The sequence below is a fragment of the Moritella sp. Urea-trap-13 genome (assembly GCF_002836355.1).
Lineage (GTDB): Bacteria > Pseudomonadota > Gammaproteobacteria > Enterobacterales > Moritellaceae > Moritella.
The window spans coordinates 87922-100946 of record NZ_PJCA01000031.1 but is presented as its reverse complement, the minus strand read 5'-3'; the positions used below and the strand labels follow the sequence as shown (position 1 = coordinate 100946).

General features: G+C 41.7%; 12 protein-coding genes. 6 read left to right on the top strand and 6 right to left on the bottom strand.

Features of this window, described 5'->3' with window-relative positions; genetic code table 11:
- Nucleotides 1-15: 15 nt before the first annotated feature.
- A complete protein-coding gene (locus CXF93_RS08530; protein ID WP_101062000.1) occupies nucleotides 16-864 on the bottom strand; it encodes a type 1 glutamine amidotransferase domain-containing protein in 849 nt (282 codons plus the stop codon).
- Nucleotides 865-1049: 185 nt separating this feature from the next.
- On the opposite strand from CXF93_RS08530, the gene CXF93_RS08525 reads away from it, so the two are divergent.
- Both CXF93_RS08525 and CXF93_RS08515 read left to right on the top strand, forming a co-directional pair.
- A complete protein-coding gene (locus CXF93_RS08525; RefSeq protein ID WP_101061999.1) occupies nucleotides 1050-1946 on the top strand; it encodes a LysR family transcriptional regulator in 897 nt (298 codons plus the stop codon).
- Nucleotides 1947-2249: 303 nt separating this feature from the next.
- Nucleotides 2250-2882: a LysE family translocator gene (locus CXF93_RS08515; RefSeq protein WP_101061997.1), complete on the top strand. Its 633-nt coding sequence runs from the start codon at nucleotides 2250-2252 to the stop codon at nucleotides 2880-2882.
- 146 nt (nucleotides 2883-3028) lie between these two features.
- On the opposite strand, the gene gltS is transcribed toward CXF93_RS08515, so the two are convergent.
- From gltS to CXF93_RS08490, 5 genes are all read right to left on the bottom strand, one after another.
- Nucleotides 3029-4228: a sodium/glutamate symporter gene (gene gltS / locus CXF93_RS08510; protein ID WP_101061996.1), complete on the bottom strand. Its 1200-nt coding sequence runs from the start codon at nucleotides 4226-4228 to the stop codon at nucleotides 3029-3031.
- A 76-nt stretch (nucleotides 4229-4304) separates the two neighbouring features.
- Complete coding sequence (locus CXF93_RS08505; protein WP_101061995.1) at nucleotides 4305-4808, bottom strand: CIA30 family protein; 504 nt, start codon at nucleotides 4806-4808, stop codon at nucleotides 4305-4307.
- A complete protein-coding gene (locus tag CXF93_RS08500) occupies nucleotides 4805-5701 on the bottom strand; it encodes a LysR family transcriptional regulator (protein ID WP_232784151.1) in 897 nt (298 codons plus the stop codon). The genes CXF93_RS08505 and CXF93_RS08500 overlap by 4 nt, the downstream gene beginning before the upstream one ends.
- A gap of 199 nt (nucleotides 5702-5900) precedes the next feature.
- Complete coding sequence (locus tag CXF93_RS08495) at nucleotides 5901-7079, bottom strand: trypsin-like serine protease (protein WP_101061994.1); 1179 nt, start codon at nucleotides 7077-7079, stop codon at nucleotides 5901-5903.
- A complete protein-coding gene (locus tag CXF93_RS08490) occupies nucleotides 7079-7759 on the bottom strand; it encodes a hypothetical protein (protein ID WP_198551627.1) in 681 nt (226 codons plus the stop codon). Before CXF93_RS08490 ends, CXF93_RS08495 begins: the two co-directional genes overlap by 1 nt.
- 254 nt (nucleotides 7760-8013) lie before the next feature.
- Between CXF93_RS08490 and CXF93_RS08485 the strand changes: the two genes are divergently transcribed.
- The 4 genes from CXF93_RS08485 (at nucleotide 8014) to oleC (ending at nucleotide 13014) form a co-directional block, all read left to right on the top strand.
- Nucleotides 8014-9216, top strand: a complete 1203-nt coding sequence (locus CXF93_RS08485; protein WP_101061993.1) for a multidrug effflux MFS transporter — start codon at nucleotides 8014-8016, stop codon at nucleotides 9214-9216.
- Nucleotides 9217-9343: 127 nt separating this feature from the next.
- Nucleotides 9344-10393: a 3-oxoacyl-ACP synthase III gene (locus tag CXF93_RS08480; RefSeq protein ID WP_101061992.1), complete on the top strand. Its 1050-nt coding sequence runs from the start codon at nucleotides 9344-9346 to the stop codon at nucleotides 10391-10393.
- Nucleotides 10394-10399: 6 nt separating this feature from the next.
- On the top strand, nucleotides 10400-11278 hold the full coding sequence (locus tag CXF93_RS08475) for an alpha/beta fold hydrolase (RefSeq protein WP_101061991.1): 879 nt from the start codon (nucleotides 10400-10402) through the stop codon (nucleotides 11276-11278).
- Nucleotides 11279-11283: 5 nt separating this feature from the next.
- Nucleotides 11284-13014 carry an olefin beta-lactone synthetase gene (gene oleC / locus CXF93_RS08470; protein ID WP_101061990.1) on the top strand — a complete coding sequence of 577 codons (1731 nt, stop codon included), beginning with the start codon at nucleotides 11284-11286 and terminating at the stop codon, nucleotides 13012-13014.
- The last annotated feature ends 11 nt before the right edge of the window (nucleotides 13015-13025 follow it).

The following is a 13025-nucleotide window of genomic DNA, read 5'->3' as shown; positions in this document are numbered from 1 at the left end:
CTGTTTCCTATGCCATTACTTATCAAATCTACCGAGAATTTCTTGCGCAACACTTACCGCTGAAGCCGGGTTTTGACCTGTGATCAATTCTCGATCAATGACTACATTAGGATGCCAAATCTCTGAGCTTTGGCTATATTCTCCGCCTGCCAATTCTAAAGCTGTTTGCGGATAGAATTTCATCTCTCCCCCGCCTAGCCAACCTTTACCTGCTTCCTCTTCATCATTACTAAACACGGTCATTTTGTAACCACTATAAATCCAGTCTTGTGGTTTTTCCGTGGCTTTACCAGCTTTTAACGAGGCTGTAAATTGTTCAGCATTTGGCAATGTTGAAAGCAAGGCAATAGGCCCATGACAAACTAACGCTGTCACTTTTTGATTATTATGAAAGTAGGTTAACAATGTTCCCATTTGTTTGTCTTTTAACAAATCATTCATAGGTGCATGACCACCGGGTACATAGATGGCGTCAAAACGGTCATAGCCTATCTGCTCTACTCGGCTCAAACTGATCACGGGTGACTCAACTCGATCTACCAATTTCAATGATTCAAGCAATGCTTTATGATCTTTCAGTGCTTGCTCATTACCACCAAAAAACATTACGTTGTCAGATACCTTATCCATAGTAGGCGCCAAGCCTTTAGGGGTAACAAAAGTCACCTCATGACCAGCATCCAAGAAAAGCTTTACTGGCTGCATCAACTCATTTAGATAGAAGCCCGTTTGATATACATCAGTCCCTTTTAGCTTTAATTGGTCTTTATCAGACATAACAACCAGGATGTTCTCAGCAGCAGCCATTTGGCTACCAGCTACAAATATTAAACTCGCTAAGACAGATTTAGTAAAAATTTTCATTGTGTGTTCCTATTATTCCGTTTGTCCACTAACCGTGGCTCTTTATTTCCAAATTAGTAATCAAAATTGATGTATTTTGGTGTTTTTTATCTTGAAGCTAGCTTACAAGCAAAAATGTGATAGAAAAACCGTGAATACGTGTATAGTTAATTTCCATTTTGGAATTTAAACTCTAGGAGACACTGATGGATACCCTACGATCAATGGCCTTATTTGTTAAGGTCGCTGAAACTGGTAGCTTCAAGCAAGCAGCAGAAGAGATGAACTACTCCAACTCCCTGATCAGCAAAGATATTAGCAAGCTAGAAAAAATGGTTGGTGCACGTCTTCTGCAGCGTTCCACCCGGAAAATACATTTAACTGAGATCGGTCAGGGTTATTTAGAGCGTTGCCGTAAGATCCTCAACTCTCATCAGGAAGCTCAAGATTATGTGCAAGAGATGCAGGGGCAACCAAAAGGGAGTTTAAAGATCAATGCGCCAATGACGCTTGGGATAACCGATTTGGGCTCAGCTTTTGCCGCATTTACGGCACAACATCCAGAAGTAGAATTGGAGATCGATTTAAGTGATGAGCCTGTCGATCTTATCACTCAAGGTTACGACATAGGATTTCGCGCCTCTAGCTCCTTCATCGATGTAAACTATGTAGGTAAACCGATTGCCACTTTTAGTCTGCACCTGGTGACGACACCGAAATACCTCAAAGCCAATGGTCCCATTACTAGCCCAGAACAACTCAGTCAACACAATTTCTATATTTATAGTTTGGCTATCAGTAAAAATAAATTGCCCATTAATGGTGGCATTGTGGTCTCAGGCAATATCAAAGCTAATAATACGATCTTTCTTCGAGAAGCCATACTACAAGGAAGTGGTGTTGGGCTTCTTCCCAGTTTTGTGTGTTCCAAAGAGATTGAATCAGGTCATTTAGTCGAGTTATTGAGTGACCAACCCCTACCTAGTTTGAATTTCTATGTGCTATATCCCAGCCGCCATTATACTCCGCCAAAATTAGTAAAGTTTGTCGAATTTATGCAAGCTTGGTTTAAAAACCAAGAGGAACATAGTTTTTCTGGCTAGTTGTACAGAACAATTCTAGATAGTGTCCATAGACGATATGATTCATCGCAGCACCAATCACCATCGGCTTTGCAATCTCTCTGAACTCGATTTGTAAAAAACAGTCAGACTTATATTGTGATTGAAAATTAATATACTCAAAGGTCTTACTAAGGCTTATAATGTATTTACTTGTAATTAATAGTATAGATTTTGCATCGCACATAGTTACATAACAAGAAAGTAAAAAAGGACTTAAAACAGTTTTTTTTAGTTCCTCAAACATTTTTAAGCCTATTATTTACATCTATCAAGGAAGATCTGATGATTCCATTTGAAACACTAATGCTTTTTCTCGTCACTACATTTGTGGTTGTACTTTCGCCAGGTCCTGCGGCAATTGCAGTAACAGCTGAATCTGCATCCAATGGGTTTAAGAGGTCTTTTTTAGTCATTTTAGGTATCGCAATTGCAAACGTTGTATTTTTCGTTTTCTCAGCAACCGGAATCGCGGCGCTTTTAATTGCCTCGCATACTCTTTTTTCCATAATAAAATGGGTGGGCGTTGCATATCTTCTATATCTTGGTTTTACTGCTATTTTCAGCCATGCGGGGCCTTTGAGTATAAATACATCCAGTAATAAAAAAAGCAGTGGATATAAAGTGTTTTTAAAAGGCTTTGTTTTAGAGCTATCTAACCCTAAGGCGCTTCTATATTTTTCTGCGTTGCTACCCCAGTTTATCGACATATCTAATCCAATTTTGCCTCAGTTAGCATTACTATGTTTCATTACGCTTATTTTAGATCTTTTTTGCTACTCTCTTTATGGATATTTGGGGTTCAAATCAATCAGTGCTGGCATAAAACCAGCGATGATTAAATTTATTAATCGTTCTGCTGGAATGATGCTTATTTTTGCAGGAGTAAAAATGGCATCAGTGGAAAGTGATATATAACAATAACTAAAACGAAACAAAGACAGTTGGCTGGGCTGGGTTACGCTGTGCTATTCTAGTCACAAAGATCTTTCACACTGCCAACTTGGAAGTGCAATCGTTACTTGTATATCAGTAATGATACTTTCCCCCAATCAGTTAATTATCTAAAGTGAGACAAAGAAATTAATCGCTAATGCATTGATAATATCGACAAAGAAACCACATACCAGTGGCACAACGATAAAAGCTTTATGCGCAGCACCATTTTGTTTTGTTACCGCAGTCATGTTGGCAATGGCTGTCGCTGTAGAACCTAGCGTGATACCACCAAAACCGGAACAAATAACACTCGCCTCGTAATCTTTCCCCATCAAACGGAAAACCACAAAAACAGCAAATAGTACCGATACCACAATCTGAATACTCATTACGACTGATAAGTAACCGACCAATCCTGAAAGCTCCCACACTTTTAAGTCCATTAATGCCATAACAATAAACATACCTAAACAGATATCTGAAATAAGGGATAAACCACGGTCCCCACCTTCAACATGTTGCCTCGGTAATATTTTATAAGTACGATTACCGATTATAATCCCAGCCATTAAACACGAAACAAACAAGGGTAATTCAATTCCTGTTTGTCCTAACAGTTGGTCTAACCCGTAACCCAACATTATTGCTAAATTAAGGCGTAACCATGCAAATAAGAGGCTGTAGCTATCGACCATTTCATGTGGTTTTGAGTAAGACTGACCAATGTCTAAGTCTTCTTGTAAGTTACCTTCCAGACTGTTTTTCTTCATTAAATAGTTGGCAATTGGTCCACCAACAACACACGCAAAAATAAGGCCGATGGTATTACTCGCAATACCCAACTCCATCGCATTTTCAATGCCATATTTTTCAACAAAGGTAGGCGCCCACGCAAGTGTTGTGCCCACACCGCCAATTAATGAAACAGAACCGGACATCAAACCTGCGCGTGGATCCATACCAAAGGCACTCGCGACAGTCATGCCTATACCATTTTGTAAAAATATATAAACGGCTGCTAATGCTACTAATATGAGTAATGGTTTTCCGCCATTAATCAGTGACTTAATATCAGCATTAAGACCCATTGCGGCAAAGAAATATAGCAATAACATATCGCGAACTTGCACATCAAAGGTGATTTTAATACCAAAGATAAAATAGAGTGCCGCAACGATCGCCACACACATAAAGCCACCGATTACTGGCTCTGGGATGCTATAAGTACGTAAAAACGCATATTTAGCGAGTGTTAACTTACCAATAAAAAGCAATGATATTGCTAAGGTGAATGAGAAAAACCCACCTGCTACTACTGATTCCATGTTGTGTATCCTCCATATGATTTTTAGGTCATTATCTACGTTACAATCACTTTAATTCGATACTGTTCTTTGCTTGTTACAGCTCCAAAAACGCAATACCAAACACTGACAAAACAAAGTCCCCTGCTTTGTGATTATTCACTAAGAATCCAACTTCTCTCACATCTGACGAGGCGAGTATTGGTGCATTGTTGATTAACCGCCCTCGGAAAGAAGCTTTAAAGTCGACAAGCGGAAATGTTAATGTTTGGCGTTGACCTGCGACAGTCTCAAAATCATGTTTGTAAGCTAAGCGATAGCCATTGTCGAAAACCACAGCTCTTAATTGATAACATTGACCGTCACCTTGTACGTCTATTTGAATGCTATGCAGTTTTGTCGGGACGCCCTCAACAGGCCGAAACACCGAACTAAAACCACCATGGTTTTCCAGCGATATATGCCCGGTAAATACCCCATGATCATGGTTGAATAACATGCGCCCTTCTGACAAGCCGCCCATGATTCCATCATTAGTTATTCGCCAAAGGGCCATACTTTCTTCGCTGCTTAAATCGACCATACGCGTTAAATCAATCATAATGACTCCTTAACTTGCTCATTTTGAACTCGCTCTTTTAAATATTTAATAAACAACTGCGTCCGGGTATGTTCATAATCAAGGGTTGGGTAATAAGCACATACTGCGCCGTGGTCAACCGTCACATCAGGCAATACCTGTATTAATTCGCCAACATCAATTAAATCTTTGAGCATTTTTTGACTGGCAAGTAACACGCCCATGCCACATTTAGCACCGTAAAATAGTGCTTCAGGATTGGTAGTAGCAAAATTACCACGTAAAGTAATACGATTACCCGTCGACAATTTCACATCCCGTATCGGCCGTTCGCCCCAAATAAGCATATTGTGTGATTCAAGATCGTCAATGCTTTCAGGTTTACCGTACTTGTCGATATAATCTGGCGAAGCAAAGAACTTGGCATCGTTTTTAAACAGTTCAATGGCTTTATAACTGTGGGAGTTTAACTGTTCTAAATCACGGCTAATAAACACATCAACATGAGTTTCAGGCATTTGCCCTGGTGATGTCGTCAACAATTGAATTTGGATTTTAGGGTACATCAGTAAAAAATCGTTTAAATACTTGATGATAAATTTAGAACCCACCGCGGTGGTCGCACCAATCTTCAATAAGCCAGTCGGTGTTTGATTGATTGAACGCGCCTCGTCCACCAGCGACATCCATTGATCAAGTTGCAACCGTGAACGTTGATAAAATAACTGACCCGCTTCAGTTTGATCTAACGAACGCGTAGTTCGCTTAAGTAACTGTACGCCTACTTTATCTTCTAGCCAATTGATGCGCTTACTGATCGCTGAGCCTGTGGTATTAAGCTGGTAAGCAGCACCATTAAAGCTGCCTTCCTCAACCACCTTTATGTAGCTACGCACACACATAATCCAATCCATCACGCCCCCTCTTACACGACATTGCAACTGAACAAATACTCAGTCCTAATAAGAGTTAATCTAGCATGATTATATTATTTTATGGCAAAAAAAAGCCTTAACCCGATAATCCCCTATATGACAGGAATCGAGGTTAAGGCTTAATTTATAACCGTCTTAGGTTATTTCACCGATTTCACCGCCGTTTTCACCTCAGTTTTCACTGCGATTTCACTGCAAAATAGTCCAATACAATTTTAGTTTTACCGGTTAAATCACCGACAGGTTTAAATTCAACATTGATGTTATCAGTGTCAATTTTGAAGGTATTCACTTTCAGGAATAACGCATCGGTTTTAGCTGTATTAACGTCAATATTAACCGCGACAGCACGGCCATTAACGAACAGATCAAACGCCGGGGTATTTTTATCCTTAGGTATCACAAATTCGATACTATAGCTTGAACCTGCATCCGCATAGGCCATGGTTTTTAAACCACCGTCATCAGTCCAAAAGGTCTCAGACATACCAATATTTTCTGCTTTCCAATAACTGAAGTACGCATGGTAGTCATCCGCATGTTCTGGTGACGCAGCGCTCCACATAACGTTATCAAGTTCCACTTCTTCAGTATAACTAAAGCCGTGTTCTTGCATCGCTTTATTAATCCAAGGCAGTTTGATAGCCACGTCTTCAAACGTATCACTCCAACCAAACTCGGTATAATATTGCACGCCAATTTCACCTAATAGATAAAACTCACCGTCTTTTTCAACCGTAATACCAGAACCACTATCGCCATGAATGATTAACCACTGCAGATCACTTTGTTTAAAGTGATCGGGTTTAAAGGAATATTCAGCCAGCCATTTCTTATCAACTTCATTGTACTCAACGTATTTTTTGCCCCCGTTACGGCCATTATAATTCCCAAAGCCGACTGAATTTACTTCATAACGTTTACCTTTAGGGAATAGCGCTTCCGTTGCTAACTTAGCGGGTTTAATGCCGCGAATTGGTGTATCCAAACGAACGAGTGCGAAATCATATATTTCGTCTTTAAACTCATATTCCCCGTACTCACCGTTAGGATCGGTTGACGCAGAAACTGATTTTATCGTGGTGTATTCGCCATTTTCATCTTTTTCAAACGAAGTACAGGTCACTGTATTACGGTATGATTGTGATTTTGAACCGGATACGTGATTTGCCGTAATCACCCAGAACGGGTCGATTAACGTCGCGGAACCAGCATTCATATGACATGCGAAATCAAGCTTGGTCTGTAATGCAAAAGCCTTATGTTGCGACACTGAACGGTCATAGCGAGCAAGCCCGGCATTAGCCGTCATCGAAATAGAAGCCAGTACCGCGGTAGCAATAAGTAATTTTTTCATTATTTCACCTCACTTAAATTGATTGCTTCTAAGCTGTGATAGCCTTCTGACTGCGAGTAGTCCCACTGACGAGCAACACGTTTATAAGTCACGATTAATTGATCATCAATCGAGGTGGTGTTAAATACAATACTGTTTTGAACCCCTGTCATGTGCGTTGTAATGTCATTTTTGATGGTCACGCACTGCTGTTTAATACAAGCCGTCACATCCGCCGAAGACAACCAATTGTGTGTATAAAGATCAAGTTTATAGCGACCAATACCTTCCGCTTTCACGTTAAAACTAAAACCACCATCACCCAGTGACATAGCGTGATTAAATTGCTCGGTATAATCAGCATAACTACCGCCATCCCAACTATAACGATTGGCGTGGACAGGTTCATCCCCAGGCATATGCTTAATGGCACCGATGTCTGTTAACGCGCCAATTTTATCGCTATTCGGTTTTTCAACAAAGGTATCGACACCATAGAAAAACTGCCAATCAAGTCCTGCTAATTGAATATCTTTACGATGACCAGCACCCGATAATTCATAACCATTAAACTCACTGATGATGGATAGATCCTCTGTGCCTGCTTTGGAGATATTCGATAGATTATTTAAATCTACCTCTATCTCACTGGCCGCGACAGGTGAAGAACATAGCAAGATTGCTAGCATTGATTTTTTCATAACTTTTCCTTTGTAGGATGAAAGGCATAAGTTTATAGCGACCCCTTTACTCCGATTGTAAAGATTTGTAAGAAATCACAGTGTGTCTATATTTATGCTAAACCCTTAACATAATTCATATTTATTCTTGCTATAAAGACGATCTATGTATCAATTATGCTGTATACAAGCTAGCCAACTAAGTCCCAGCAGGACCTAATGAGCATCCAAAACAAAGAATTATAATTAATACAGTCTTAATGTAGACTATATTAATGAATATAAAAACAACCAAATTTAACAAAATCCCACTTGCATTAGCGATGATGATCATCGCTACAGGACAAGTTGGTGTCAGCATTTATTTGCCATCACTGCCATTAATTCGCAGTGATCTTGGCGTGTCTCAAGCCGACGTACAGCAACTGGTTACCTTATTTTTAATGGGGTTCGGCTTATCCCAACTTTTCTACGGGCCATTATCTGACGCAATTGGTCGCCGCCCAGTGTTCTTACTTGGTCAGGGTATCTATCTGGCTGGTACGCTCATGTGTGTATTATTACCAGACAGTTATACCGCGCTTATTACAGGCCGGTTATTACAAGGCTTAGGCGCAGGTAGTGCCTCGGTATTGGGGCGCAGCGTGATCCGCGATAGCTACAGTGGTGCGCAGTTAGTACAAGCCATGTCTTATATGTCGATAACCGCATCAATATTACCGATCGTGGCCCCTGTCGTCGGCGGCTGGGCAGCATGGCATTTCGGCTGGCAGTCAGTGTTCAGTTTTGTCTTGCTGTATCTATCAGCCATTTTAATTCTCGGTTATTTTGTGTTACCAGAAACCCTGCCACATGCCGTCACCAAGTTTAAGATTAAAGATACAATACGAGGTTATTGGCATTTATCTCGAAACTACCAAGTGATTTCATCGGCGAGTTATAACTGGATTGGTTACTTATCCACGCTGGTCTCCGTGTCACTGTTACCGTTCTTATTACAAGAAGGGCTAAAAATGAGTGCTGCAGATTATGGCGAAGTCATGATTATTCCTTCTGCTGGACTGTTAATCGGTAGCTTGATATTAAATAAATTGAATAAACGTTTCACCACCAATCAACTTATGTATCTAGCATCGAGCATCATGATGATGGCAGGCTGTTGGTTAGTATTTAATGAGATGACGTTAGCGAACCTGATATTTGGCTTTACCCTGCTAACTATCGCCCAAGGCATCAGTTTTCCACTGTCTATAAGCATGTTGTTAGCGCCACACAGCAAACAAGTCGGCGCGGTGTCTGCATTATCAGGTTCAGTCCAAATGTGTATTGCTGGCATTGTCGGGGGCTTTTTAATCGAACACCTGATCAACAATCAAACAAGTTTGGGAATTTTCTATTTATGCACAGGTTCAGCTATCGCGCTGGTATTAACCCATAGTCGCCATAAGCATATAAAAACCAACCCGATTTGCACTTGAAATTGCATGACACGAAATAAGTTTTAGTTGAATCTGCACCGCTTTCTTGCTCAAATAACGTTAACGTAAATTAAGTAACTAAAATAAGGCGATAATTCGCCTTACTATTGAGCTAAATAACCTATCTATGAAATATAACCGCGTTTTTATTAATAGCCTGACTTATGAATTAGCACCAGAAATTATAACAAGTACAGCACTAGAGCTACGCTTAGCCGCTTTATATCAAAAGCTACGTATTCCAGTGGGTCAACTTGCCGCACTAACTGGTATTACCGAACGTCGCTGGTGGCCGAAAGACTACATGTTATCTGATGGCGCGTTACTTGCCGCACAAAAAACCCTTGATGAAACGGGCATTGATGTCAATGATATCGGCGCTGTCGTATATACCGGTGTTTGCCGTGATCAACACGAACCAGCCACTGCATGTCGTATCGCTGCAAAACTGGGCGTCTCTAAAAACACCGCCATTTATGACATTAGCAATGCCTGTTTAGGGGCTTTATCCGGTATGTTAGATATCGCGAACCGCATCGAACTGGGTCAGATCAAAGCCGGTTTAGTGGTTTCTTGTGAATCTGCACGTCACATTGTTGATGTAACTATCGATGATATGCTGGCCGACCCGAGCATCAGAAATTACGCTACATCACTCGCAACCTTAACTGGCGGTTCTGGCGCAGTAGCCATCTTATTGACCGACGGCAGCTTAGATTTAGCTGGCTCTCGCAATCACCAACTATTAAGTGCAGCGCATTTATCGGCACCTGAGCATCACGATCTATGCCAGTGGGGATTGAAAGAAATCGATACCCAGCTATACCGTGAATATATGCGCACCGATGCAGTTAAGTTACTCAAAGAAGGTGTGGCACTGGCGCAAGAAACTTGGCAGCACTTTTTAGAACAACAGCAATGGGCACCCGAAGATGTCAATAAAGTCATTTGTCATCAGGTAGGCGCAGCCAACCAAAAGAAAGTATTAACCGCCTTAAATATACCGGTTCATAAAGAATTCCCCACCTTCAAATACCTCGGTAACATGGGCACAGTATCGCTGCCCGTAACCGCAGCGATGGCCGATGAACAAGGCTTTTTGAGAAAAGGTGATAACGTGAGCTTCTTAGGAATAGGTAGTGGCTTAAATTGTATGATGCTTGGATTAAAGTGGTAATCAAATATGTTAGATAAATTATTTCCTTTTAAACGTAATTACCTTGATCGTAATGGCCAGCAATATCATTACCTTAATGAAGGCACTGGAGAACCAGTCGTCATGATTCACGGCAACCCGAGCTGGTCGTTTTATTACCGTAATCTAGTCTCGGCATTAAGCAACAATTATCAGTGCATTGTACCCGACCATATTGGTTGTGGCCTGTCTGACAAACCCGACGATAAAGACTACGACTATACCTTAGCTAATCGAATTGATGATCTAGAAGCATTACTTGAACATCTGGATATTAAAGAGAACATTACCTTAGTCGTCCACGATTGGGGCGGCATGATAGGCATGGGTTATGCGGCGCGCTACCCAGAGCGAATCAAACGTCTGGTGATCTTAAATACTGCAGCTTTTCATCTGCCATTATCAAAAGCATTTCCACTGCCATTGTGGATCTGTCGTGATACCTTTGTCGGTACATTTTTAGTGCGCGGCTTCAATGCCTTTTCATCTATCGCTTCGATTGTCGGCGTGCGTCGTAAAGCCATGAGCCCAGAAGTACGACGCGCTTATGTGTCACCTTTTAACTCTTGGCGTAACCGTATTTCTACCTTGCGTTTTGTGCAAGACATTCCACTGAAGCCTGGTGATCGTAATTACCAACTCGTCACTGATATTAGCGATAGTTTGAGCAAGTTTTCAACAGTGCCGACTCTAATCTGCTGGGGACTGAAAGACTTTGTGTTTGATAAGCACTTTTTAGCGCAATGGAAACAACGCATGCCGCACGCGCAAGTAAATGAATTTGATGACTGCGGTCATTATATTCTCGAAGACGCCAGCGATGAAGTCATTGGCTTAATCACCGACTTCATGACAGAAAAGCGATAATTCGTATGACCATTAATACTACGCCAGAAGCGATAAACTTCTGCCATCATCTCTCACATGCTGCATTCGCAACTCCCGACTCGCTCGCGGTCGCAGTGCAGCGTAGCCGTAAAGACCAGCTTTTTTATGACGAGATCGATTTATCGGCTCTGAACCAACAAAGTGATGAGCTCGCCTATGCGCTAAATGCTTACGGCATAACGCGAGGAATGAAAGCGGTATTAATGGTCACGCCAAGCATCGATTTTTTCATTTTAACCTTTGCGTTGTTTAAAGCCGGTATCGTGCCGATCTTAGTTGATCCTGGCATGGGAGTGCGCAACCTCAAGCAGTGTTTTAGTGAATCAACGCCGGATGCCTTCATTGGTATTCCCAAAGCCCATCTGGCGCGTAAACTGTTTGGCTGGGGTAAACCCAGTGTCAAACTGAGTCTAACCGTCGGTGGTTGTGAAAAACTATCTCGTCTTACAGGACAAATGAGTCTCGGCCGGTTATTAACAGATCACCGAGCTAGCATCGCAGAACAAGAACAAGAACCTGTTAAGCTCTATCCCATTGCGTTGTTTGAACCGAGTGAGTTGTGCGCCATTTTATTCACCAGTGGCAGCACTGGCGTGCCTAAAGGCGTTGTTTATAGTCACCAGATGTTTGAAGGGCAAATACAAGCTCTGCGTGATGACTACGGCATCAAACCAGGTGAAAGAGATCTTAGTACCTTCCCGTTATTCTCATTATTTGGCCCGGCGCTCGGCATGGCATCAATTGTGCCCGATATGGATGCCAGTAAACCGATAACCGCAAATCCTGATTTTATCTTTGCAGCCATTGAAAAATACCAATGCTCTAACCTGTTTGCTAATCCGGCATTAATTGAAATTCTTGGCCAAGCAGGCAGTAAACAGCAACCACAGCTGTTATTAACTAGCTTGAAACGGGTAATTTCTGCTGGCGCTCCAGCAACCTTATCGTCAATATCGCACTTTACCCGTTTGCTTAAAACTGATGTAGAAGTGTGGAATTCTTACGGTGCCACCGAATCTTTACCTCTGACCAAAATTGGCAGTAAAGCGCTGCTTACCATGCAAGATGTCACTGACAATGGTGGTGGTATCTGTGTTGGCCAGCCAATCAAAGATGTGGAAGTCGCGATTATTGCCATCACCGAAGATGTCATTACGGATTGGCATGATGACTTAACCTTAGCCAGCAACCAAATTGGTGAGATAGTGGTGAAAGGACAAGTGGTCAGTCAAGGCTATTATCATCGCGATGCTGCGACCCAACTAGCCAAGATCAAAGACTCCGCCAGTACCGAGTTACAGCCAGTGTTCCGTCACCGTATGGGCGATCTGGGATATTTGGATGCACAAGGTCAGTTATGGATGTGTGGGCGTAAAGCGCACAGTGTTATAACCCCTAGCCAACCCTACTTTTCAATTCCTTGTGAGCGTATATTCAACACTCATGAACAAGTTAAACGTACTGCACTGGTCGGGATCCAATACCAAGGTGAAACCATACCTTTGTTGTGTGTCGAATTAAAAGATGACAGTGCTATCTCTACTGAACAGTTATTTGGTGAACTTCAAGAAATAGGCAGTAAACATCAGCAAACAGCCGCAATCAGCGCATTTTTAGTTCATCCGAACTTCCCCGTTGATATTCGCCACAATGCTAAAATATTTCGTGAGAAATTAGCGCTATGGGCACAAAAACAAGCACCCTATAATCGTTAACCCGATTCCTA